This is a genomic window from Clostridium simiarum, assembly GCF_018919175.1.
In the GTDB taxonomy this organism is placed as follows: domain Bacteria; phylum Bacillota; class Clostridia; order Clostridiales; family Clostridiaceae; genus Clostridium_L; species Clostridium_L simiarum.
Map to the genome: position 1 here is coordinate 201,081 of NZ_JAHLQL010000003.1, position 22,901 is coordinate 223,981.

Genomic DNA, 22,901 nt, shown 5'->3' on the forward strand with positions numbered 1-22,901 from the left:
TCTTATATATTAATGTTTTAAAAATTTAATAGTATTTATTTAAATCAAAATATTACTTAGTCTGCTAATTATAAAAAGCATAAGATTCACGGTTCTAAAACCATGAATCTCTCTTACTATTCTCTAAAGGCTAAGGTTTTAACAAGTCTATCCTGACCTATTATGCTGTTAGGAAAAATGTCTATTATATTATTTTTGTATATTTCAGGATCTGTCATAGCTGGACTGAAATGGGTAAGTAAAAGTTCCTGAACCCTACCTTTATTAGCTAGTTCTGCTGCTTCTCTAAATGTCATATGTTTATTTTTTATAGCTTTGTCTAAATCACAATCATCTCCATATGTGCCTTCACATACAAATAAATCACTAGTTTTTATAAAACCTGGTATTTTATCTACTGGCCTTGTATCTGTTATATAACTTATTTTTATTCCTTTTCTTTCATTTCCTAATACCATAGAAGGTTCATATGTCTTTCCTTCATGTACTATTACATCACCCTTTTGAAGCCTATTCCAAAAAACTTTAGGTACTCCATTAATAATTGCTTTTTCCATATCAAACTTAGGACTTCTATTTATATAGAAGCTATATCCTATACAAGGCCATGAATGATCAAGCTCTAATGTTGAAAGCACTATATCTCCATTTATTAAAGAAATGGCTTTCTTAGGGTTCTCTATTATATTTATATCATAAGGAAGATAAGGAACTATAACCCTAAGACCTCTTATTATCTTCTCTATACCCTCAGGCCCTATTAATGTCAAAGGTTCAGTTCTTCCACTATTACCTATAGTTGCAAGAAGTCCCGGTAACCCCACTATATGATCGCCATGTCCATGAGTTATGCATATAACATCAATGGATTTAAATCCCCATCCCAGAATTCTCATAGATACTTGAGTACCCTCACCACAATCTACAAGTATTTTTCTACCTTTATAATTTATAAGAAGGGCAGATAAAAACCTATTTGGCATAGGCATTCCCCCTCCTGATCCTAATAAAGCTATATCAACTATTGAAATCACTCCCTTGACTTTTAATTTATAGGATGAATACCAGGTCTAATAGTTTTTATAGAAAACTTATTTCCATATTTTTTACTTACAATACTTATAGTATTATCTCTTTTTTTATTACCATTCTATTTTATCCAATGACTAAATACTCTTTACTCTATCTTCTTCAAAATGAAGTAAAGAGTAGACTATAAAGGAGATTCACACAAAATCAACACTCCCTGAGTATATATGTAGTAGTACTTTATTAATGAGGAAAGGATATAAAATATATGATAAACTATGGATTTTATAATTCAAACCCAACATGGCAAAATCATGGTACCATGAAGATTAATGGAGTAGGAATGTTAAAGGTAGAGCCTAACATGGCTATCATAAGATTAGGTGTCATTACAGAAAACATTAGTTTAGAGGAGGCTCAAAGAGAAAACACATTAAAATCCACTTCTGTAATAAACCAATTATATCAAATGGGGATTCCTAAAAATCAGATTCAAACAGCATCTTACAATATTGAACCTCAATACGATTTTGTAGAAGGTAAACAAGTATTTAGAGGTTACAAAGTTACAAATATTCTATCTGTAACCATGAAAGATCTAAGCAGAATAGGGGAAGTAATTGATAGTGCTACCTCAAGCGGTGCCAATAGTGTATCTAACATAGTGTTTGATCTAGAAGATCCTTCTATATACTACAATCAAGCTCTAAATCTAGCTATAAGAAATGCTGTAATAAAAGCACTAGAAGTTGGTAATAAACTAGGGGTAAATGTAAATGAAATTCCCTGTAAAATTATAGAAGAAAGTTACTCAAAAGCTGTACCACAAGCTTCTATGTTACAACTTACCGCAGCTACTACTCCAATACTTCCTGGAGAGATAAGTATTAATGCAAAAATAGAAGCTATTTTTAATTATTAATTTTTTTAATAATTAAAGCATCTAATTTCCATCTTTAAGATAATAAAGGAGAAAAGCCTACGCTTTTCTCCTTTATATTAAAAACTATTAATTTAAACAGCAGATTTTAAAAATCCGTTTCCTTGAACATCTACAGCCTCTGAAACAGATATTAAAGCTGTTTCATCTATTTCTTCTATTAATTTTTTCACTTTATTTAGTTCATTTTCTCCAACAACACAATAAATTATCTTTCTTTTTACTCCAGTATAAGCACCTTCTCCATAAAGGAAGGTAGTGCCTCTACCTATCTTGTTTATTATAACCTTTGATACTTCCTCTTCCTTTGAGGTTATTATTATTAGAATTTTTTTCTTGTTAAAACTGTTAAGTACCTTGTCTATAACCACAGACTTTATATACATTAATACTACTGTGTATAATGTTAGTTGTAAGTTTGTAATAAAGATTCCAAGCATGGCAATTATCCCATTTAAAGCAAAATATAAGGTTGACATCTTTGTCCCATTTCTTCTTCTGAGAATAATAGCTACAATATCTGTTCCACCCTGGGAGGCCCCCTCTTTAAAAATAAGCCCCATTCCAACCCCACTCAGAACTGCTCCCATCAAAGTTGAAAGCACAATATCATCTAACTTTAAAAAGCCTACTATGTCCTTAGTTAAAACTAGAAAAAGAGACATGGACATCATTCCAATAAAACTTAGAAATACAAACTCTTTATTTACCAGTTTATATCCTATTATAAATACTGGTATATTAATAATAAAAACCCAGTATCCTGATGGTATACTTGAAATATATTGAAGGATAAGTGCAATTCCAGCTACACCTCCACTTAAAAGTTTGTGTGGTATTATAAATGCATTAATTGCAATAGAATAAAGGAAACTCCCTATTAAAATTTTTACTATTTTACTATACAAGTCACTTTCTTTTTCTTTTTTAACCATTTAAATACTCTCCCAACATTAAATATATTTAATTTATCAAATTATAGCGTAAAAATCACAGTGGGATTTTTCTAAAATAATTAAAACTGTATAATAAAAGCACCTCTTTGAAGCCTTTGTTAATACATTTCATATTTAATCCTCCCCTCCGAAAGATTACTTTAAGATTGTAGGCAGGTTTCCTGACTCTGGTCTCATCCTCTTCTAACCTTCCCAGCCTAAGCCAGTGGTTTATTAGATTTGTCTTCCATTACAGTAGCGGGGGCTGTAGTGGCTTTTAACCACTTTCCCTTTTACCTCTATTGAATAGAGCACCTATAATCCTAATATTAAATTATTCAATATATTATAAAGTGATTCTTCTCTTCAGATGAAGTTTGATTAAAAGGTATACCCTGCTCCATCTAAAACTTAGAAGAACTTATAAAAGAACATAACATCCGTTACCTATCATTTATATAAACTTTTATTATCACGGATAGTAGTTATATGATGAAATTATTTCCGAAAATTTTTGCCACATAATTTAGCTATTTAAAATAAAACCTCCGTAAAAAACGGAGGTTAAAAATTATTTTTATAATTATATAAATCAATAAACCTAAACGGATCACATCCAAAAACCAATAATCTTATTGTTCTGATTTATGATTTTTCTTTCCTCCAAGTTTTCATGTCCATTTTAGGTAAGTATCCTAATTTGTAGGTTAACTATATATATCCTTCTAAGGCTACTCAAAATATCTAAATTTTGTCATTACTTGTAGCTTATCATTCTATAGTAGCTATTACCCTATTTCTCTATTGAAGATTATTAAAGATACTTAAGACTAGTTATTAGATTTTATTATATAACAATCATATTACATTTACATAAATTATTCAATTTCAAATTTAGCCATTAGCACCAGATTTAAAGAGAAAAAATCCTACCTCATAAGAAGAAAGTAGTTTTATATATGTATGCTATAGGTTACCCTCCTAGAGTTATGTCTTGATCATTATACCAACTCAACGCATCATAAAAGTGACCTGGCTTAAAATCAGGCCAATACTCTTCTACCACATAAAAATCTGAATAAATAGACTGTACAGGTAGAAATCCACTTAACCTTCTGCGACCTCCCCAACGTATAATCAAGTCTACTCTTGAAACATCATAGGACTCAATTTGCTGTATAATATTATTACTTCTAGATTTAGAGGTTTTTAAATGATCAATATCCCACTTCCAACTGTAATTCACTAGAAAATTAACCTTTATCCCCCCCTTACCAAATACTTTTCTAGTTGTATATGGAAGTAACTCTATGGGAAACATAGGAGATTTAGTGTTACCTACCACAAGTAGTTCAGCGTCCTCTTTTGAAAGTATTCTTACAGCATTAATACATGCCTTGGTAAAAGCTTTTCTTTGTTCCATAGGTCTTTTGGTATTATCTGCAGTGAATCCATAGTAGGTTATCTCCTGAACGCCTTCCCTTTGACATAGCTTAAAAAGTAGCAATCCAGGGTCAATACCTGATTCGTAACCATTTTCTTTCGATAATCCTTTATTTACAGCCCATCTTCTATTTCCATCAGGAATTATTCCTATATGACTTGGTACTCTCATTTTGTTCACCTCAAATATTACATATATTTCATAAGCATTAATTAATCTTTGATTTTCTTATATAATAAATGCCTTGCTTTTATATTATTAACATTTGTAAGAAAAATAACCATTGAAATTATTAAGTGTGTATATACTTATATAGAGGCTAAAAATAAATTAATGTTCAATAATAATAAAATATTAATCGCAAGATTTAATATTTTGAGTTATAATGATTTATATGATAATTGTTATCAACTAACTTTAAATTGTTTTTAATAATTCTTTGTCTAAGTCAAAGAATAGCAAAATTAAAAGGAGGGATTACACATGTGGCTATTTTTAACTATAATATCAGCTTTACTATATTCATCTTTAGTTGAGTACTGTCTTCATAGATTTGCTCTCCATCATTCCCCAAAGCAGATACATATAACAAATCATCATAAAAAATTTCACGGAATTAAGTCTTACCAGCTTAGTAAAGTAAATTCTGTAGATGTAGTTTCAAGTAAAAAATATATTTTAAGCAACATTTTACTTGCTCTACCTATATCTTTAATAATATCTACCCTAAACATTTATTTAGGAATTTTGTTTATCACTATAAGCATTGTCTATACTTTGTGGGTAGAATATTTGCATTATTATTTCCATAAAAGCAATAATGCTAGATTAGAAAAACTTAAATTCTTTCAGAGATTAAAGGAACACCATAGGGTTCATCACTATATCTACAATTCCAATTATGGAATGGCAACAAGGTTTTGGGACAAAGTATTTAGAACCAAAAGGTAACATATATTAACTTAAAAATATTATTGAAGGCTACTGATTTTATCAGTAGCCTTCAATAATTATTACAGTCCTTTAGACTCATTTAACTATCAACAATAGCTTAATCTAAACACCATATTATTTATGATAACTTTCATGTTATTTTTTTAATATAAATTTTTCATATCTATTTGTTTCCTTAACAGTAAAATTCTTATAGTACAAAGTATATTTTTTTAAAATTTTATAAACTATTTATATTTTTTATATAAATTTATACTTTTTAATTCATTTTAACAAAAATAATGTTGATATATGCTGGTAAATTATTATAAAAAAAGGTTAATTTTCAAAGGAAAATACAGTATTTTGTTGAATAAATAAGTATATACCATTTTGTAATTATTTTGACTAATCTTTTCATTTAAACTTGTATAATAATTTGAATCATTGGTTAAAACATTAAACTTTTTATTATAGTTGGGGGGTATTTAAATGTTGAAAGAAATTGTACCTGCTGGAATTATAGGAGTGGGTGCGTACATACCAGAAGAAATTAGAAAAAATAGTTTTTGGGAAAATATTGAATTAGTTAACCTACCAGTTGGAAGAAAGAGTCCCTTTGATAGAATTGATGAAAGAAGAGTATTTCCAGTTGATATAATGCCTTCAGATGCTGAAACACAGGCTGCGGAAATAGCAATTGAAGACGCTGCTATTTCAAAAGATGAAATCGATCTTATTATGGTACATTCTATGCTTCAAGATCAAATAATTCCTAGCAATGCTAGCTTAGTTCAACACAAATTAGGATTAAAAAATGCAGGTGCTTGGCATATAGATACATGTTGCTCAAGCTTTATTACAATGCTTACTACTGCCTCAAACCTAATCGCAATGGGGGAATTCAAAAATATTTTAATTGTTACCTCTGTATTCCATTCAAAGCTTGTTGATTACTCAGATTATTTAAGTGTATATGCAGGTGATGGAGCAGGGGCTATTGTTATGGGACCAGTTCCCGAAGGTAGAGGATACGTAGCATCCTGTTGTAATTCTGATGGATATTATCATGATGCATTTACCCTTGCTGAAAGAATGCCATTAAACCAAAAAAGTAGAAGACACTTTGAACCATCTCCAATGAGACCATTTCTTACAACAAATCCAGTTAAAACAAATGGTGTTGGAAAAAACTCTGTTAATATAATGCAAGAGCTTCTTGAAAAGCTACTAAAAAAAGCTAGTATGACTTCAAATGATATACATATGTTTTTATCTCATCAACCAGCAGATTGGGCTCATGATGCATGGAGAGATTCAATTAATATTCCTAAAGAACGTTCTTACCAAACATTCCGTAAGCATGGAAACCTTGCTTCATCCTCAATACCAGTAAACCTTTATGAAGCTAAAAAGAAGGGCTTACTTAAAGAAGGTGAAAATCTATTAATTGCCTCCTCAGGAGCTGGTGAAAATCACATTGCTGCCATAATAAAATGGTAATATGTTCTTAGAAGGTGATATTAATGTATAAAATTTCTTATTCTAAAGAAAAAAACAGAATCTATATTGAAATTTCAGGGAAATTATCTGAAACAGATGAGCAAGATTATATAAGTGAAATGCTGACTTGCTTAAACAATGTTGAACCTAATTTTACAGTTAGTGCTAATCTACAAAATTGTGATATTTCAGTCCTAGATAAAAGCAGTAACTTTGAGGTTATAAGAAATTATGGCAAGGAGAAAAAACTGTATAAAGTAGCAGTTATTTTAAGTGTAGAAGCTTTTAATAGTAACTTGTCTAACCCATTTAAAGGATTAAATAATGCCTTTAATAATATTAAAGATGCTGAACATTACCTTAATAGCTAATAATCTTTATTTACATGAGGGGGATTTTAAATGTACACTATAAGATATGATAATTCAAAGAACTGTATTTATATTTTAGTTGAAGGAAATATGGATCTTCAACAAGCTGATAATTATGTAAAGGATTTAAAAAGAACTATAGATGGTGCAAAAGCAAACTTTAATATGTGCACTGATTTATCAAAGGCTTCAGTAGTTCTTCCTGAAGTTAATGAAAAGCTTAATGAAACTAAGGCCTATGCTAAGAAAAAAGGTTATAATAAATGTGCATTCGTAGTAAGCTCTGCAGTGTTTAAAATGCAAATAAGAAGAGTATTTGAAGAATCTCAAGAAAGCCTCTTCACTAGCATCACTGATGCAGAAAAATTTTTAAATAGTTAAATAATAAGATTTTTAGAGGTACTGAATGCTCAGTGCCTCTAATATATTTATTACATAAAAAAAGTCCTACTATATCCTTTCAGCTTCAAACTTCATATATATCCTCTGCTATATCATCCAAAGCTTTCCTATCAAGTATTATTATAGAGCCCCTCTGCTTTTTTATTATATTTTGCTCTTCAAATTTATGAATCACTCTAATCAAATGTCTATAGCTAGCTCCTAGAAGTTCTGCTATTTCTGTAATCTTATCTGTATATATCTCATGCACTTTAGAGCAATGATTTTTTTCTGGAGTAATAGCTAAAAGATAACTAGCAAACCTACTCTCCAAAGGATATAAAAGATTTATAGCACTATATTTAGAAATGCTACTCAATTTAACCCCTAGTTCCTTACATATATATTTTAAAAACTTACAATCATTTATAGCATACTTTCTTATATTATCCATGGATATAGCTATGCATAAGCACTGTTCTATAGCTTGAATATTAGAATCAGCCTTGTCTATGTCAATACACTCTACATCACCAATTATTATTAATGGTTTATAAAACTTTAGCAAAAGACTTTTCCCATTCTGAAGAAGATTATATACTTTTGCTTTTCCTTTAACTAAGAAATAAAAATAGTACATAGGGTCACCAGCTCTATAAATATGCTCATTTTTATCAAATAAAAACAGCTCCATATATGGATTCATGTTTCCTTCAAAAATATCCTCTATATTATACTTTTCTATATAATAATCAAGCTTATGTTTATCTTTTACCTTAATCATAACACCCTCACCTTCTCACTTTAGTATATTATATATTTTGTATTTTTTGTGACATATGTCATATTAATTTACAAAGACTTCATGCTATAAATTAGTTAAGAATATTAAAAATGGGGGATTAAAATATGAATAATCTATTAGCTGTAGTGGTGGGTATCCTTATTTCTATAATGATTACCCTTAACGGAGGATTATCTAATTATTTAGGTTATTATACTTCAACCTTAATTGTTCATGTAGTTGGCTTATTATCAGTATTAACAGTATTAATTATAACTAAAAATAAGATGAAATTAAAAAAAGAGACTCCTTTTTATTTATTTACTGGAGGAGCCATAGGTATATTCATTGTAATTTTTAATAGCATATGTTTTAAAAACCTAGGTGCTTCTTTAACTTTATCTATAGCCCTACTTGGACAACTTGTATTATCCATATTAATAGACCACTTTGGATTATTTAATATGGCAGTTCACAAATTCAAAAGTAAAAAACTTATAGGACTTTTATTTATTTCCTTAGGGATAGTTATTATGCTTATATACTAATTTAAAAGGAGGCGTATTATTTTGTATATATTTTTAGCATTTATAGGCGGGGCTCTAGTTACCTTAGCCTCTATAATAAACTCAAGACTAGGCAAAGAAATAGGCGTTATCCAAGGTACTATTATAAACTATACTGTAGGTTTAATATGTATACTTTTAGTCTGTTTATTTAATGGATCACTTTTTAAAATCTCAAGTCAAGGCTTTTTAGACATACCTTTATGGGCTTACTTAGGTGGTATGGTAGGAGTTGCTGTTGTAATACTTTCAAATATAGTAATACCTAAAATACCTGTGATATATTCCACATTATTAATTTTTATAGGTCAAATTGTTACAGGTATAATTGTAGATTACATCTTTGGAAATCCTATTTCAAAAGGAAAGTTTATAGGTTGTATATTTATTATATTAGGCTTAGTATACAACTCTAATATAGATAAGAAAGATTTAAGTTCTAATAGATGTGAAGATTTAGCCTAGTGGTTATTACAAAAATATTTTAGTTTTATTCCATAATACTTGCATAAAAGGAGCTAACCTTAGATATAAAGTTAGCTCCTTTCTATTTTAATTACACAACTTAGAAATCTAATTTATATTGAATTAACCTATTATTAAAAACCGTATAAAATCCATTATCATAAACATTTAATAAATCCCCCTGATACTTATATTCTTTGTTATCTTTTAAACTCGTTATAATACCCAAAGATTTATTATTAATAAGAATTTGTCCCTTATTATTTATAAAAACAGATTTTTCATCACTACTAACATCTATGGTATCCCCTCTGACTAAGTTACCATCAGTGTCCATTGTATATAATTTCACCTTATTTACTTTACCATCCTTAACTTCTTCAAAATAAAGTCTACCATGATAATCCATATGAATAAATTTATTTGTAACATTATCTTTTAAAGAAAGTTTTTTATTGTCTAAGCTTGAATAAATATTAGTTTTTGTAATATCAGTATAGATTATCTCTTCTTCATTAGGTAAAATATAGAAATAATTTATCTCTTTTATTTGTAAGTCTAATTTTTTTATATCAGAACCACTTTTAACCTTTATTATATTTTTTTCACTATCATCACCATATCCTATGTAAGTAATATTTTTATTAGCTGATTTTTTTATTAAAAATATGGAGTGGTTTGAGTTCATATCTTTAATTTTATAAATATTACTTCTTTTATTATTTTCCACATCATATGAACATATATCTATCTTATCCAAATTGATTTCATTCCCTTTTTCAGCTATTATAATCTCTTTACCATCTTCTGACCAATTAAAATAATCTATCTTTTTATCTTCTTCAGGTACTATATAGCTTTCTTCTCCACTTAATATATTGATTATCTTTATACTTAAATTTTCATAATATGCTATGTACTTACCATCACAAGAAATTAACTTTTCACCTAGATCCTTAGGAAGTTCTCTCGTGATATTATTACTGAATACTTTTTCTAAATAAGTTACTTCAAAATTATAATTATCTACCAGATAATACCTATCTAAAAATACTAATAAAACGCATTGAAATATTATTGATATAACAGCAATAATAATAAGTCCTTTAAGTTTCTTCATACAATAAACCTCACTATTTCACAATTATAGCTGAAGATAAATTTCTTGAAGCTTGAGATCCCTTTGGTTCATTAACTGCCTTTCCATCCTTATACATAATAACAGAATTTCCACCATCAAGATTCATAGCATTAATGGCTCCTAAATCTAACATTAATTGCTGAAGTTCAGCTAGACTTGCTCCTGCTCTAGGATGAAGATTTCCCTCAATTACAATTAAAATAATTGAACCATCATATTTCTGTCCAATTACAGTTCTTTGGCTCATCCCTCCACCCCAAATAGAATTATATCTTATGTCTACAGCTTTACCTTCTTTTATTAATATGGGGCCAAAACTTACTGCTTCTTGTACATTTAAATTAACTAATTCTTTGTATGAATAACTGCCAACTATAAGAATACCTTCTTTAGTTATAGCACAGATCTCCATTTCATCACTTAAATTAATCTTATCCTCATCTTCTGGATATATTAAATTCCCTTCTGATATAATAATTCCTAAAGGAATATTACTGTATTCACTGCTCCTATCATCAAAGTTTGGAGTAAATCCTCCACCATTAACTCCAGCAAGGGCATTATTCTTTTCCACAATAGCTGAAATTTCTTCGCCTTTTCTCCCTGAGTTATCTGAATATGCCACCTTAACTCGCTTTGGATTATGTACTAACATTACATACCCATTATACCTAGCATTATTAATCTTTAAAAAATCAATGGTTTCATCTTGGGTTTTAGATACCTTTACAGTATCCTCATTACTTTTAAGTTCCTTACCTTCGTCAATTTGTTCCATTAGGATATTATTAATCTTATTAGTAGATAAAAACTTTGTTGCTAACCACTGGTGGCTTGTACTCATAACCGCGGAGCCAACATAAACTTTTCTAGCTCTCTTAAAAAAAGGAGTATGTAACAACAAAATAGGAAAGGAAACCATTGTAAAAATTATAAAAAAACAAAAATAATATAGATATTTCTTTTTAAAATTTTTCATTGTTTTTCAAACCCCTTTTGCAAATAATTTTTGTGAAATATGCCTATTTCATGTATTTATAATAACATATGCTTCACACACAATTTGTCAAATATCGGGATTTTATATGAATAATATACTACACATTTTGACATAAAAATTTCAACTAATTGTTCTTATATCAGTTCTCTTTAAACTATCCTAATCATAAAAACAGTAGAAGGACTTTAGCCCCTCTACTGTTTTTATATAAATCTTATCTATGCAAATCCTAATAATGATCCTATTTGGTAAATTAATACTGAAACAATGTATGCCACTATAAAGGTATAGACTGCTGTAAATATCGTCCACTTCCATGAGTTTGTTTCTCTCTTTACAGCTCCTAAAGCTACTATACAAGGAGTATATAGTAGAGACATTACCATAAATGATACTGCTGTTAACGGAGTAAATATGGTTCCTAATGCAGCAATTAATGCCTCTCCAGCATCTGTTCCTGCATAAATCATTCCCATAGTTCCTGTAACTGATTCTTTAGCTAATATACCTGCAAGTAAACTTATTGATGCTTGCCAAGTACCAAAGCCTGCTGGTGCTAGTATAGGTGCAAAGATCATCCCTATCCTTCCTAATATGGATTCATCACTGTATTGTTCCACACCAAAAGGCATTACTGATAAGAACCATAATATAGTCATTACAGGTAAAATAACAACAAATGCCTTTTTAAAGAATGCGCCAGCTTTATCCCACATAAGTGTTAATACATTTTTAATGGAAGGCATCCTATAAGGTGGAAGTTCCATAACAAAGTATGAACTTTCTCCCTTAAACACAGTTTTTGATAGTATAAATCCACAAATTAAAGCCACTATAATTCCTAAAGCATATAATGAAAATAATACAAGTCCTTCTTTATGAGGGAAAAATGCTGCTATGAATATTCCATAAACTGGTAGCCTAGCTCCGCAAGAAACAAAAGGATTTATTAAAATAGCAATCATCCTATCCTTTTTGCTCTCAAGAGTCCTAGTTGCCATTATCCCAGGAACATTACATCCAGTTGAAACTATCATCGAGATAAATGTTTTACCATGTAATCCAAGACTTCTCATAATTCTATCCATAACATAGGCGGCTCTTGCCATATATCCTGAGTCTTCTAATAGACCTATTAAAAGGTACATAACCATTATTAAAGGTAAGAAACTTATAACTGTACCTACCCCACCAATTACTGCTTCCTGTATAAACGCTCCAATAAAATCACTACCTGTTAGGGCTGCGATACCTTCTGAAGCCCACTCTCCAAAAGTTCCAATCCATCCTTCTAGTGTATCTTGGAAGATATCCTTACCTATTTTAAAAGTTAATTCATATACAAAATACATTATTAAAGCAAATATAGGTAATCCTAAAAATTTATTTGTGACTATCCTATCTATCTTGTCAGATAAGGTTTCTGAAGCTTGCTTTCTTTTTAGTATATTTTCTGTAATACTTGTTATATAGGTATACCTTTTATCAACTATGCTCATTTCTGGCTCAAAACCTGTAGCCTTGGTAACCCTATCTATAGCTAAGTTAACTTCACTTAATATGCTTGTTTCATTTAGTGATTCTAATTGTTCTTTGATCTTAGTATCATTTTCTAAAAGTTTTATAGCTATCCATCTAGCTGAATATTTTAATTTATTACTTACATTTTGTAGCTTACTTTCTAATAAATCTATTTCATCATTTAATTCCTTACCATAGTCTATATGAAGTATTTTTCCTTCAGCACCGCTATGCTTTTCAGTGGCACTAATTAATTCTTCTACACCTTTTTTCTTAATAACCACTGTAGGCACTACTGGAATTCCTAGTGCTTTTGACAAAGCCTTCACATCTATTTTAACACCTTGTTTTTCTGCTTCGTCCATCATGTTAAGTGCTACAATCACATTTGCACCCATTTCAAGCATTTGAACTGTCAAATATAGATTTCTTTCTAGATTAGTAGCATCTACAACATTAATTACAGCTTGAGATCCTCCGTCTAATATAAAATTTCTAGCTACAACTTCATCCTCCGAATAAGCTCCCAAACTATATGTCCCTGGTAAATCAACTACCTTAAACTCTTTGTCTTCTTTTTTAAGAATCCCCTCTTTTTTTTCTACAGTTACACCAGGCCAGTTTCCTACATGTTGCCTTGCTCCTGTAAACACATTAAACAAGCTAGTTTTTCCACAATTGGGATTACCAGCTAAAGCTATTGTAATCATGTCCTATCCCCCTTATATTATATGAATCTCATTATCAACTGTTAACTAAAAAATATTTAGCTAACTTCTTCAATCATGATCTTATTAGCCATTCCCTTTCCTAAAGCAAGTCTTCCACCGCCCAAAGATACAATTACTGAACGTCCATCATTTTTTATAACTTGTACCTCTGCCCCATTAAAGAATCCCATTTCTTGAAGTTTCTTATTCATATCTTCCTGAAGCATTAACTTATTTATAATTGCTTTTTTACCGTCTCTAACAAATCCTAAAGGCATGTTCATAAAATCCCCTCCTTTATATTAATATTCCCTTGGCTTCATTTTTTCTTAATGTTAATTTATATCCTCTAATAGTTATTTCAACTGGATCTCCTAAAGGTGCCTTACCTGAAAGTAATAATTCTACTCCTGGCGTTATACCCATCTCTAAAAGCTTTCTTCTAACTGTACTTTCTCTATCCAAATCCTTAACTATAGCTTTTTCTCCTATTTTTAATTCTAAAACATTCTTCATAGTCCTCTCCCCCTAATACTTTATAAATTAATAGCATTTTTCCCTTTTTCTGTTAGGGACCACTTTACTATTGTAGGCATTAAAGATGCACTGCAACAGCTGCATTTTTTTCCTTCCCCACAACTAATATTACAATCGCTATCTTCTTTTTTTATATATCCCCCAGCCTCTAGTTTAAATTTATAGTCTCGAACCACCTCTTCATTCAAGCCTAATTCTCTAGCAATAGCTTTATCTGAAAAATCCATACCATCATTTAACATTGCTAGAATTTTCTTTATCACATCTACCACCCCATCGATATCCTTTATCATTTATTATGATACATCAACTGATACGCAAAATCAATATTTTTAGTGAAATAAATAACGAAAATTTTATATTATAGTTATTTATTTAACCTTATATAAAGCAGAGATTAATTTCTAAAAATAAATTTTCTTGGGGTTCAGCAGAAATTTACATCAGATTGTAATTTAATGGTAGTGGTGTTATAATTAAATGAATAGCCTAAGGTATAATTACATTTAAACAGGAATTATAAGGGGGTATTTTATGAAAAATCAACTTAAATACTTTTTATCAGGGATTATAATAATATTATTTAGTTCACCTATAGGTTACTTTATGATTAACACAATCTATGCTAATAGAAACCTAACAGGTGAATACAATCCTTTGTTAAATGGCTTTATACATTCAATAACGATAATTGGTGTTTTAGTATTTTCTGTGGGAATAATAAATATTTTTATTGAGAAAAAGTACAAATAGAATCTTTATTTTATAATTCTAAATTATTACAAATTAAAGTCCAGCAAATTACTTGCTGGACTTTGTTATTACTACATACTATACATATATAGTATGTAGTAATTAAGTTTTTCAGAGTTTTTTAAAATTTACTCTTAATAATTTTAAACCCTATTTTTTTATTAGTTAAAGTATCCATGCATATTTATTCAATCTTTACTCTTTCTAGATTGAGCTAGAGAGAGGTATTCTTCATAATGAAACTTCACATGAACCTATGAATCACTTTGCACTATTTTGCTTTAAATATATTACTCTTTACTTAATGGAGTAAAACCGCAATAGCCTATTCCATCACATCTTTCTTTCATATTATCCCATACAGATTCCTCTGTTATAACCTCAATAGCTGATGGATATAATATATAATTTTCCTTAAATATATGATCTCTAAGGTTAAATATTATATACTTAGCTATTTCATCTAACCTTTCCTTAAACTTATCAAAGTTTAAATGTTCTACAGAAGTAGCTAATTTTTTTAATTCTCTTTTCTTTGCTCTTAAATCCTCATGCTCCATCTTCATTATTCTTGTTGGACCTGTTATTTTTCTTTTCTCCATCTCTACAAAAAGAACATCTTCTTCTCTTTGATGGTGCTTTTCTGCATCTAATATATTATCAGCTAATACTATTAAATCTTTAAATTTTTCATTCTTTGGATCATACTTATCCATGCTTTGAATGTCCATATTCAACTCTTCTAAGTCTGTTAAGAATCCTAAAATTTCATCATGCTCAGCTATCATTGTGTAAAGTACATGACCTGGTTTAATTTTTCTCTTAATCTTATTTAGTTCATCCTTTAAAACCTCCATGTGAATATCACATAAATGTCTCAAATCTTTAGGATCCATTCCTTCTTCAATAAGATTTTGTTCTGCTATTGATAGTTCTATAGGATTAATATTTTTAACTATTTCTATAGCTTCTTCTCTTACCTCCGCTGTTATTCCTTGTGTATTTAACTTTTTTAATACCTTTGTTAAGCTTTCAATTCTTTCATTTTCCATAACTCTATCTCCCCTAAATTAAATCATATTAAATAAAACACTATTTTCTTTATAAATATGAATAAATAAGTCTTTCTCTAATCCATGAAGCTTATCATATACAAGTTTAAAGCTTGTACATGCTCCTTCTGGTGCCTTAAAGTCTCTTGTAACCTGTTCTAGTTCTTTTAATATGTCTCCAGCTGCATCGTGTTCATCTTCTGTATCCCTTATAAATTTGTATATGTCTTCTTTATACTTCTCATTCCCTGTCTCTTCATATACCTTTATTAAAGGAAAAAGATTTTCTTCTTCTTTTATTAGATGCTCCTCAAGTTCTGTCTTTAATGTTCCAAATAGCCTATGAACCTTCATAAGTTCTGCTCCATGGTGTTTAAAGTGTACTTTTAAAACCTTAAATAACAATGCATCTATTTCTTTAAGTTCCTTTTTTGTGAAACTATGATGAGTATTTAATATATTTTCCATTAAATCTGTAGGTTTTTCCTTTCTCCAATCCCTGTATTCTGAATTGGATTTTATAAACTTTTCATATTCTTCATTAAGCTTTTCTACTATATCATTAGGATTTAATCCCTTTTCTTTTAAGGCTTCCCCTAAAGAGTCATGACCTCCACAGCAATAATCAATTTTTAATTCGTTAAATATCTCACTTGATTTTGGGAAGATTGAAACAACTTCTCCAAGCTTTTGACCTTCATGTATAACCTTATCCATAACTTATCCCTCCTAAAACCTTTTACTTTTATCTATTTATTTTAATTACTTATTTATTTTTTCTCTTGCTATGTTTTGATTTTATATCTCTTTTAAATTTAATAATATGATTCAAATCAAATTATCATTTATTATAAAAATTTTTAATAAAAAACCCATAGAACTAAAACTCTCCTTTAGTTCTATGGGTTAACTTAAAACAAATTTATATATTATTTTACTCTACATAACCTCTTAATGTAGCTTCGTTTTTTATTATGATTATCTTATTTCCTTTAAGTTCTATTATGTCTAACTCTTCAAATTTTGATAGCTTTCTACTTATAGTTTCCCTTGTTAGCCCTGTATAATTAGCCATTTCTTCTCTATTTATAGGTAACCTTATCTCTATTTCCTCTCTTTGTTTTATCCCATATCTTTCTCCAAATTCTAAAATCATATAGGCAATTCTAACATCTGCATCATTTGTGGCAAGGTTTTGAGCTAGGTTTTCCGTTTCTGCTAACTTTTTTGTAACTTCTTTTAATATTTTTAAAGATATTTTAGGGTTCCTCATTAAAATATCATCCATGTTTTCTTTAGAAAGAGTGCAAATTTTTACATTAGAGATTGCATAAGCTGAAAAGTTATATTCTTCTTCATCATTAAATAAGTTTAACTCTCCAAAAAAATCTCCACTTGTAAGTATGTGAACTATTTGCTCTTTACCCTCTTTAGTAATCTTTGAAAGCTTCACTTTACCCTCATTTATTATAAATAAAGTATCTGACTTTTCTCCCTCATAGCAAAGTGCTTCCCCCTTTTTAAACTGAAGGTGTCCTGTCATGGATATTATTTTCTTTAACTCCTCATCAGATAAAAAAGAGAATATAGGAACTTTCTTAGCACATAAATTATTGCTGCATCTTTCGCAACTACACTGATTCATTAAAACACCTCCCAGCTTTTTAAAGTTCAATTTATTACTATATAGATACTTTTATATCTATTATATTATTTAAGTTTTAATATGTAAAAACCATAAGTAAATCTTAAAAATTTAATCTAATTTTATTATATAAAAAAACATACTCATTTAAAATAGTATGAGTATGTTTAAATATAATTCTTATTAATCTCTATCTATCCATTTAGTCAGACTATCAACGGATTTTCTTTGAGCCTCTTTTCTCTCCATGTCAGGGTATCCTAAATATATAAAGGCTAGTACCTCATCCTTTTCCTGTAATCCGAAAAACTCTTTCATTTTAGGGCTATAACAAGCCTTTCCTGTTTTCCAAAATGAAGCAAGCCCTAAGGAATGTGCTGCAATAAGCATGTTCTCTATAGCTGCATAGGTAGCTCCCAATTCTTCTAATCTAATTACCTTTTTATTTTCAGTTACTTCTGCAGCAACAGCAATAATTACCGGTGCTCTAAAAGGCTTATTTTTTTGTTTTTCAATCTTCTTTTTTCCTTCTTCATTGTGAGGATCAATACAAGAATCTATTGCAATCTCTTCCATAACCTTTGAAAGAGCACGTCTTCCATCACCAGATATTACAAAAAATCTCCAGGGCTCTGTAAGATATCTATTAGGTGCAAATGTTCCTGCCTCAATTATCCTTTCTATAAGGTCTCTTGGAACTTCTTCATCTTTAACCTTTCCTACAGATCTTCTGGTTTTAATTGCTTCTATTACATCCATTTCGCTACCTCCTCTTACCATATTAATCTATTGTAAGCTCTACAGGGCAATGATCTGATCCTAATACCTCAGTGTGTATATCCGCTCCTTTTAGCCTATCTTTAAGCCTTTCTGACACACAGAAATAATCAATTCTCCATCCCGCATTCTTCTCTCTAGCTTTAAACCTATAAGACCACCAAGAATATATCCCTTCTTTATCAGGGTAAAAATATCTATAGGTATCTATAAATCCACTTCCTAAAAAAGTAGTAAACTTTTCTCTTTCCTCATCAGTAAAACCGGCATTTTTTCTATTATTCTTAGGGTTCTTTAGATCTATCTCTTTGTGGGCAACATTTAAATCACCACAAATTATTACAGGTTTCTTTTCATCAAGAACTTTTATATATTCTCTAAAGGCATCCTCCCATTCCATTCTGTAAGATAATCTTGCTAGCTCCTGCTGTGAATTAGGTGTATATACTGTTATCATATAAAAATCTTCAAATTCTAAGGTTATAACCCTTCCTTCTTTATCATGCTCCTCTATGTTAATACCATATGATACAGAAATAGGTTCTTCCTTAGTAAAAATTGCTGTACCAGAGTATCCTTTCTTTTCAGCATAGTTCCAATATTGATGATATCCATCAAGTGTTAAGTCAATCTGCCCCTCTTGCAGCTTACTTTCTTGAATACAAAATATATCTGCATCTACTTCTTTAAAGTAGTCTAAAAATCCCTTTTGAACGCAAGCTCTTATACCATTAACATTCCATGAAATTAGTTTTTTCATTCCACTTATCCTCTCTTTTCTTAAAGTTCTTAAATATATTGTAACATTAATTTCTAACTTCATATAGATACTAATAATAAGTTTTAGAAAATAAATATTATTATTAATTTATAATGATTAAATTTTTTCTGTAATTCCTACACTTGATTAAGATTTTGCATCACTGGTATCAGCTTAATAACAGGTTTTATTTAATATTTCACTAACTATTATTTTTATCTGCTGGGAAAACTAATCCTATTTGCCTTCTTATTTCATCCATTACTTCCATAGCTGATAGTGAAACTTGATGAGAGTTAATATTAGACTCTACCTTTCCTTCTTTTATTAAATTTACAAACTCCTGTAATTCATAGCACATATCCTCTTCAATATGAGGCTGTGACAAATCTTCTTCCAGACCATTTTTCAATACTATTTTCACCTTTTGGAAATTATTAATCTTCTCTATTATTATACTTCCATCCTCTCCTTGGATCTCTGATGGTAAATATGAGTTAGCAATTTTTGAGTATATAACTACAGCATCCATATCTTCATATTTGAATACTGCACTTCCTTCTCCATCCACACCAGACTTTAGCATTACACCACTAGCCTTTATTTCTTTTGGCATACCAAATAAATTTATCATAGGATGAATACAATAAACTCCTATATCCATTAATGCTCCATTAGATAATTCAGGATTAAAAGCATTTAAAACTACACCTTCCTTATATTTATCATATCTTGAGGAGTACTGACAATAGCTTCCAAAGTATCTTCTTACCTTGCCTATTCTATGTAAATTATCTTTAAGAACCTTAAAGTTAGGAAGATGAGTGGTTTTCATAGCTTCCATCAAAAGTACATTGTTACTTCTAGCTGCTTCTACCATTTTAGAAACCTCTTTTGCATTTGATGCAAAGGCCTTTTCACATAATACATGCTTTTTATGCTTTAAGAATAACATTGTTTGCTCTGCGTGAAGAGCATTTGGAGATGCAATATAAACAGCATCGATTAAATCACTCTTTGCCATGTCCTCTAAGTCTGTAAAAACCTGTTCTACACCATACTTTTCTCCAAAAGCCTTCCCTTTTTCCTTATTTCTTGAATAAACCGCTGTTAGAACAAAATCTTTTACGTTTTTTGAACCATTCAAAAACCATTCAGTAATATTATTTGTACCTACAACACCAAACCTTATAGCTTCCTTACTCATCTTTTATTCCTCCTTTTTTCATGAAAATATTTATATAACTTTTATCTTTGAATAATATAAAATCTAAACCTGATTTATAATATTTATATTTTATCATATTCCTGTGAATATTATAGATTGATGTTAATAAAAATATTCATAAGCTATTTTAATGACATTTTTTCCTATATTTATCTAGTTAAACTCATCAAATAATAAATAAAAGGCCTTCAAATAGAAAGCCTTTAAAATAATATTTACATAAAGATTTTTAAAACCGCACTTGCTAAAATCAATACAAATGCTCCACCTAGTCTAGATGATATCTGAGCAAATGGCATAAGTTTCATTCTTTTTGAAGCAGATAAAACTGCTACGTCTCCTGTTCCACCCATATTAGCCATACAAAGTCCAGCTGTTATAGAAGATTCTATTGGATAGAATCCTACAAACTTTCCAACAACCCCAGAACCAATAGCAGCTCCTACTACAGTTATTCCAACAAGAATTAAGTACTGTATTGTCATTGCATCTAATACCTGTTGAAGATTAGTATAAGCTACTCCTATCCCTACCAATAGCACTCCTGTAAGGTTATCCATTACAAATTGGAACCATTGGAAACAGGCAAGTTCATATTTCCTAGGCATAAGACCAAGAGCTTTTACTAATGCTACAGATATAATCATCCATGCATAAGGGTGGATCGACGGAAAGAACTTACCTACAATACTTCCCCATAAAAAGAACAGCACCGATATTAAAAGCCCTATTCCCATGAGTTTATACTCTATAGGACTATCTTCATTCTTCTCTACTACAGTATCATCTTGTACACTCATTAAGTCACCATTTCCAGTAAGAGAAGGCTTAACTTTTCCAAGTTTATCAAGAAGCCCTGCAACAACTATTGATAGTGAATTTCCAAGAGCAACAGCAGGAACCATAACTGAGAGCATCTCCTTTGGATCCTTTTGAAGAGTTGAGCCAAATATTTTTGATAAAGGAACAGCACCAGCTCCCATACCTCCTCCCATTATTGGAATCCCTATGTACAGTATAGCTTCTTTTGCACCATATCCAATAAGTGCTCCTACAAGTCCTACCATTCCAATTGATACTATAACACCACCTAAAATTGCAGGTAAATATCTCACTGCAGCCTTAACTAATAATTCTCTTTTCATCCCTAATATGCTACCTGTTATTAATGCTGCTATATAAAAGTCAAGAAATCCTTCACCAGTCATAAAGTTTGTCATGATGTCTGTAGCATATTTAGGAAATATACCATACATCACTAAAGCTGCTGAACCAAATATTATTACAATTGGTCCACCACCAAAATAATCTTTAATAATTGGCATATGATTACCTATTTCCCCTAGTATAGCTCCTACAATCATCATTAGTGCAAAGGCTCCAATCATACCCTTAGGCAGTACACCCATGTAAGTACCAAGAACTACTACTGCTACTAGTATTGCAAACATAGGTAAACTTAATCCCATAATTTTATACGATGGCTTAGATTGTATACTTTCTGCTTTCATTCTCATTCCCCTCCTAATTGTATACGTTTTTATAGTTTTATTATAGGATACCCATTAATATAAATATATTTTTGTAAATAAAAAAAATATTGATATTTCTTTGGCAATACTAGAAATATCAATATCCGTTTAACTATATTACTAAAACATAATTACTTGTTTTAATGACTTTCATTATGATATTTATATAATGTTAATGGTCTTCCTACTGTTTTATACTCTAATTTAGTTGCAACCTTACCAATTGAAGCTAAGTAGTCTAAATATTTTTTTGTGGTAACCCTAGACATACTAACTTTTTCCGCAACTAACTCACTAGTGTATATTTTGCCCTTATTTTCCTTCATAAATTTATATATTCTTTCTAAAGTTTTTTCACTTATTCCCTTTTGTAATCCACTGGTAGAAAGGTTATTTGTAGTAATTTTATCAATATCTCCTTGTTTCAATGTTGTCTTATCATGTATGAGGTTATATCTTAATCTGTACCCTTCAAGAGACTTTTTTATCCTAACATATCTAAAAGGTTTTATAAGGTAATCTACAACTCCTAGCTTTAAAATTTTATCAATATTACTAGCATCACTTTCTGCCGTAACAAGTATAACATCTGTCATAATAGAATTCTTTTTCATCTCTTCTAAAAGCTCCATACCGCCTAAACCCGGCATATAAACATCTAGAAGCATTAGATCAATTTCATTATTCATAAGATATCTTAAAGCATCTTCACCATTATTTAATACCTTTCTTACTTCAAACCCTTGAATATTTTCTACATAAGATTTATTTAAATCTGCCACCATCATATCATCATCAACAACAATTACACTAATCAAATTACTTCACTCCTTCAGAAGAACACCTAATTACAAAAATATCATCATCTTATATACACAATTAATTATAACAGTT

The 22,901-nt window shown here is 29.8% G+C and carries 26 protein-coding genes and 1 riboswitch; of the genes, 8 read left to right on the plus strand and 18 right to left on the minus strand.

Annotated elements, in window-relative coordinates:
- Positions 1 to 116 precede the first annotated feature (116 nt).
- Positions 117 to 1,025 (minus strand): ribonuclease Z, encoded by a 909-nt coding sequence (locus tag KQI89_RS10775; protein WP_216457198.1) that lies wholly within the window; start codon positions 1,023 to 1,025, stop codon positions 117 to 119.
- A gap of 272 nt (positions 1,026 to 1,297) precedes the next feature.
- Between KQI89_RS10775 and KQI89_RS10780 the strand changes: the two genes are divergently transcribed.
- The gene (locus tag KQI89_RS10780) at positions 1,298 to 1,951 is read left to right on the plus strand and encodes an SIMPL domain-containing protein (RefSeq protein WP_216457078.1); all 654 of its coding nucleotides are present in this window, start codon (positions 1,298 to 1,300) and stop codon (positions 1,949 to 1,951) included.
- Positions 1,952 to 2,043: 92 nt separating this feature from the next.
- Here KQI89_RS10780 and KQI89_RS10785 read toward each other — a convergent pair whose 3' ends face one another.
- Both KQI89_RS10785 and KQI89_RS10790 read right to left on the minus strand, forming a co-directional pair.
- Positions 2,044 to 2,904, minus strand: a complete 861-nt coding sequence (locus KQI89_RS10785) for a YitT family protein (RefSeq protein ID WP_032123438.1) — start codon at positions 2,902 to 2,904, stop codon at positions 2,044 to 2,046.
- Positions 2,905 to 3,059: 155 nt separating this feature from the next.
- A riboswitch (cobalamin riboswitch) is annotated at positions 3,060 to 3,238 on the minus strand.
- A gap of 639 nt (positions 3,239 to 3,877) precedes the next feature.
- Positions 3,878 to 4,519, minus strand: coding sequence for an undecaprenyl diphosphate synthase family protein (locus KQI89_RS10790; protein ID WP_032123437.1), 642 nt, complete (start codon positions 4,517 to 4,519; stop codon positions 3,878 to 3,880).
- 312 nt (positions 4,520 to 4,831) lie between these two features.
- Between KQI89_RS10790 and KQI89_RS10795 the strand changes: the two genes are divergently transcribed.
- The 4 genes from KQI89_RS10795 (at position 4,832) to KQI89_RS10810 (ending at position 7,536) form a co-directional block, all read left to right on the plus strand.
- Positions 4,832 to 5,299 carry a sterol desaturase family protein gene (locus tag KQI89_RS10795; RefSeq protein WP_216457079.1) on the plus strand — a complete coding sequence of 156 codons (468 nt, stop codon included), beginning with the start codon at positions 4,832 to 4,834 and terminating at the stop codon, positions 5,297 to 5,299.
- A gap of 474 nt (positions 5,300 to 5,773) precedes the next feature.
- The gene (locus tag KQI89_RS10800) at positions 5,774 to 6,784 is read left to right on the plus strand and encodes a 3-oxoacyl-ACP synthase III family protein (RefSeq protein WP_216457080.1); all 1,011 of its coding nucleotides are present in this window, start codon (positions 5,774 to 5,776) and stop codon (positions 6,782 to 6,784) included.
- A gap of 23 nt (positions 6,785 to 6,807) precedes the next feature.
- Positions 6,808 to 7,155 (plus strand): hypothetical protein, encoded by a 348-nt coding sequence (locus tag KQI89_RS10805; protein ID WP_216457081.1) that lies wholly within the window; start codon positions 6,808 to 6,810, stop codon positions 7,153 to 7,155.
- A 30-nt stretch (positions 7,156 to 7,185) separates the two neighbouring features.
- Positions 7,186 to 7,536, plus strand: coding sequence for a hypothetical protein (locus KQI89_RS10810; RefSeq protein WP_216457082.1), 351 nt, complete (start codon positions 7,186 to 7,188; stop codon positions 7,534 to 7,536).
- Between the two features lie 85 nt (positions 7,537 to 7,621).
- Here the strand turns inward: KQI89_RS10810 and KQI89_RS10815 are convergent, their stop codons facing one another.
- Complete coding sequence (locus tag KQI89_RS10815) at positions 7,622 to 8,320, minus strand: cyclic nucleotide-binding domain-containing protein (protein WP_216457083.1); 699 nt, start codon at positions 8,318 to 8,320, stop codon at positions 7,622 to 7,624.
- A gap of 125 nt (positions 8,321 to 8,445) precedes the next feature.
- Between KQI89_RS10815 and KQI89_RS10820 the strand changes: the two genes are divergently transcribed.
- On the plus strand, positions 8,446 to 8,868 hold the full coding sequence (locus KQI89_RS10820) for a DMT family transporter (RefSeq protein ID WP_032123431.1): 423 nt from the start codon (positions 8,446 to 8,448) through the stop codon (positions 8,866 to 8,868).
- 21 nt (positions 8,869 to 8,889) lie between these two features.
- On the plus strand, positions 8,890 to 9,351 hold the full coding sequence (locus KQI89_RS10825) for a DMT family transporter (protein ID WP_243125516.1): 462 nt from the start codon (positions 8,890 to 8,892) through the stop codon (positions 9,349 to 9,351).
- A gap of 100 nt (positions 9,352 to 9,451) precedes the next feature.
- On the opposite strand, the gene KQI89_RS10830 is transcribed toward KQI89_RS10825, so the two are convergent.
- The 6 genes from KQI89_RS10830 to KQI89_RS10855 form a co-directional block, all read right to left on the minus strand.
- A complete protein-coding gene (locus KQI89_RS10830; RefSeq protein ID WP_216457084.1) occupies positions 9,452 to 10,471 on the minus strand; it encodes a hypothetical protein in 1,020 nt (339 codons plus the stop codon).
- 13 nt (positions 10,472 to 10,484) lie between these two features.
- Positions 10,485 to 11,471, minus strand: a complete 987-nt coding sequence (locus KQI89_RS10835; RefSeq protein WP_216457085.1) for a phosphodiester glycosidase family protein — start codon at positions 11,469 to 11,471, stop codon at positions 10,485 to 10,487.
- A 239-nt stretch (positions 11,472 to 11,710) separates the two neighbouring features.
- Positions 11,711 to 13,723 carry a ferrous iron transport protein B gene (gene feoB / locus KQI89_RS10840; RefSeq protein WP_032123429.1) on the minus strand — a complete coding sequence of 671 codons (2,013 nt, stop codon included), beginning with the start codon at positions 13,721 to 13,723 and terminating at the stop codon, positions 11,711 to 11,713.
- 56 nt (positions 13,724 to 13,779) lie between these two features.
- Complete coding sequence (locus tag KQI89_RS10845; protein WP_032123428.1) at positions 13,780 to 14,007, minus strand: FeoA family protein; 228 nt, start codon at positions 14,005 to 14,007, stop codon at positions 13,780 to 13,782.
- Positions 14,008 to 14,020: 13 nt separating this feature from the next.
- The gene (locus tag KQI89_RS10850; RefSeq protein WP_216457086.1) at positions 14,021 to 14,239 is read right to left on the minus strand and encodes a FeoA family protein; all 219 of its coding nucleotides are present in this window, start codon (positions 14,237 to 14,239) and stop codon (positions 14,021 to 14,023) included.
- 20 nt (positions 14,240 to 14,259) lie between these two features.
- On the minus strand, positions 14,260 to 14,523 hold the full coding sequence (locus KQI89_RS10855) for a transcriptional regulator (protein ID WP_216457087.1): 264 nt from the start codon (positions 14,521 to 14,523) through the stop codon (positions 14,260 to 14,262).
- Positions 14,524 to 14,794: 271 nt separating this feature from the next.
- Between KQI89_RS10855 and KQI89_RS10860 the strand changes: the two genes are divergently transcribed.
- Positions 14,795 to 15,013 (plus strand): hypothetical protein, encoded by a 219-nt coding sequence (locus KQI89_RS10860; RefSeq protein ID WP_032123425.1) that lies wholly within the window; start codon positions 14,795 to 14,797, stop codon positions 15,011 to 15,013.
- Between the two features lie 290 nt (positions 15,014 to 15,303).
- On the opposite strand, the gene KQI89_RS10865 is transcribed toward KQI89_RS10860, so the two are convergent.
- From KQI89_RS10865 to KQI89_RS10900, 8 genes are all read right to left on the minus strand, one after another.
- On the minus strand, positions 15,304 to 16,065 hold the full coding sequence (locus KQI89_RS10865) for a DUF438 domain-containing protein (RefSeq protein WP_216457088.1): 762 nt from the start codon (positions 16,063 to 16,065) through the stop codon (positions 15,304 to 15,306).
- A gap of 18 nt (positions 16,066 to 16,083) precedes the next feature.
- Positions 16,084 to 16,782 (minus strand): iron-sulfur cluster repair di-iron protein, encoded by a 699-nt coding sequence (gene ric / locus KQI89_RS10870; RefSeq protein WP_216457089.1) that lies wholly within the window; start codon positions 16,780 to 16,782, stop codon positions 16,084 to 16,086.
- Between the two features lie 217 nt (positions 16,783 to 16,999).
- Entirely contained in the window at positions 17,000 to 17,710 is a 711-nt protein-coding gene (locus KQI89_RS10875) for a Crp/Fnr family transcriptional regulator (protein ID WP_216457090.1), read from the minus strand.
- Between the two features lie 183 nt (positions 17,711 to 17,893).
- Positions 17,894 to 18,469, minus strand: a complete 576-nt coding sequence (locus KQI89_RS10880) for a nitroreductase family protein (protein WP_216457091.1) — start codon at positions 18,467 to 18,469, stop codon at positions 17,894 to 17,896.
- Between the two features lie 22 nt (positions 18,470 to 18,491).
- Positions 18,492 to 19,247 carry an exodeoxyribonuclease III gene (locus tag KQI89_RS10885; protein WP_216457092.1) on the minus strand — a complete coding sequence of 252 codons (756 nt, stop codon included), beginning with the start codon at positions 19,245 to 19,247 and terminating at the stop codon, positions 18,492 to 18,494.
- Positions 19,248 to 19,449: 202 nt separating this feature from the next.
- Complete coding sequence (locus KQI89_RS10890) at positions 19,450 to 20,454, minus strand: Gfo/Idh/MocA family protein (RefSeq protein ID WP_216457093.1); 1,005 nt, start codon at positions 20,452 to 20,454, stop codon at positions 19,450 to 19,452.
- Between the two features lie 236 nt (positions 20,455 to 20,690).
- Entirely contained in the window at positions 20,691 to 21,986 is a 1,296-nt protein-coding gene (locus KQI89_RS10895) for a 2-hydroxycarboxylate transporter family protein (protein ID WP_216457094.1), read from the minus strand.
- Between the two features lie 161 nt (positions 21,987 to 22,147).
- Positions 22,148 to 22,825, minus strand: a complete 678-nt coding sequence (locus KQI89_RS10900) for a response regulator (protein WP_216457095.1) — start codon at positions 22,823 to 22,825, stop codon at positions 22,148 to 22,150.
- Between the last annotated feature and the right edge of the window lie 76 nt (positions 22,826 to 22,901).

Bases quoted from the DNA above. Each gene is read 5' to 3' on its own strand.
- KQI89_RS10780 (WP_216457078.1), top strand. From the start codon at position 1,298: ATGATAAACTATGGATTTTATAATTCAAACCCAACATGGCAAAATCAT.
- KQI89_RS10785 (WP_032123438.1), bottom strand. From the start codon at position 2,904: ATGGTTAAAAAAGAAAAAGAAAGTGACTTGTATAGTAAAATAGTAAAA.
- KQI89_RS10790 (WP_032123437.1), bottom strand. From the start codon at position 4,519: ATGAGAGTACCAAGTCATATAGGAATAATTCCTGATGGAAATAGAAGA.
- KQI89_RS10795 (WP_216457079.1), top strand. From the start codon at position 4,832: ATGTGGCTATTTTTAACTATAATATCAGCTTTACTATATTCATCTTTA.
- KQI89_RS10800 (WP_216457080.1), top strand. From the start codon at position 5,774: ATGTTGAAAGAAATTGTACCTGCTGGAATTATAGGAGTGGGTGCGTAC.
- KQI89_RS10805 (WP_216457081.1), top strand. From the start codon at position 6,808: ATGTATAAAATTTCTTATTCTAAAGAAAAAAACAGAATCTATATTGAA.
- KQI89_RS10810 (WP_216457082.1), top strand. From the start codon at position 7,186: ATGTACACTATAAGATATGATAATTCAAAGAACTGTATTTATATTTTA.
- KQI89_RS10815 (WP_216457083.1), bottom strand. From the start codon at position 8,320: ATGATTAAGGTAAAAGATAAACATAAGCTTGATTATTATATAGAAAAG.
- KQI89_RS10820 (WP_032123431.1), top strand. From the start codon at position 8,446: ATGAATAATCTATTAGCTGTAGTGGTGGGTATCCTTATTTCTATAATG.
- KQI89_RS10830 (WP_216457084.1), bottom strand. From the start codon at position 10,471: ATGAAGAAACTTAAAGGACTTATTATTATTGCTGTTATATCAATAATA.
- KQI89_RS10835 (WP_216457085.1), bottom strand. From the start codon at position 11,471: ATGAAAAATTTTAAAAAGAAATATCTATATTATTTTTGTTTTTTTATA.
- feoB (WP_032123429.1), bottom strand. From the start codon at position 13,723: ATGATTACAATAGCTTTAGCTGGTAATCCCAATTGTGGAAAAACTAGC.
- KQI89_RS10845 (WP_032123428.1), bottom strand. From the start codon at position 14,007: ATGAACATGCCTTTAGGATTTGTTAGAGACGGTAAAAAAGCAATTATA.
- KQI89_RS10850 (WP_216457086.1), bottom strand. From the start codon at position 14,239: ATGAAGAATGTTTTAGAATTAAAAATAGGAGAAAAAGCTATAGTTAAG.
- KQI89_RS10860 (WP_032123425.1), top strand. From the start codon at position 14,795: ATGAAAAATCAACTTAAATACTTTTTATCAGGGATTATAATAATATTA.
- KQI89_RS10865 (WP_216457088.1), bottom strand. From the start codon at position 16,065: ATGGAAAATGAAAGAATTGAAAGCTTAACAAAGGTATTAAAAAAGTTA.
- ric (WP_216457089.1), bottom strand. From the start codon at position 16,782: ATGGATAAGGTTATACATGAAGGTCAAAAGCTTGGAGAAGTTGTTTCA.
- KQI89_RS10875 (WP_216457090.1), bottom strand. From the start codon at position 17,710: ATGAATCAGTGTAGTTGCGAAAGATGCAGCAATAATTTATGTGCTAAG.
- KQI89_RS10880 (WP_216457091.1), bottom strand. From the start codon at position 18,469: ATGGATGTAATAGAAGCAATTAAAACCAGAAGATCTGTAGGAAAGGTT.
- KQI89_RS10885 (WP_216457092.1), bottom strand. From the start codon at position 19,247: ATGAAAAAACTAATTTCATGGAATGTTAATGGTATAAGAGCTTGCGTT.
- KQI89_RS10890 (WP_216457093.1), bottom strand. From the start codon at position 20,454: ATGAGTAAGGAAGCTATAAGGTTTGGTGTTGTAGGTACAAATAATATT.
- KQI89_RS10895 (WP_216457094.1), bottom strand. From the start codon at position 21,986: ATGAAAGCAGAAAGTATACAATCTAAGCCATCGTATAAAATTATGGGA.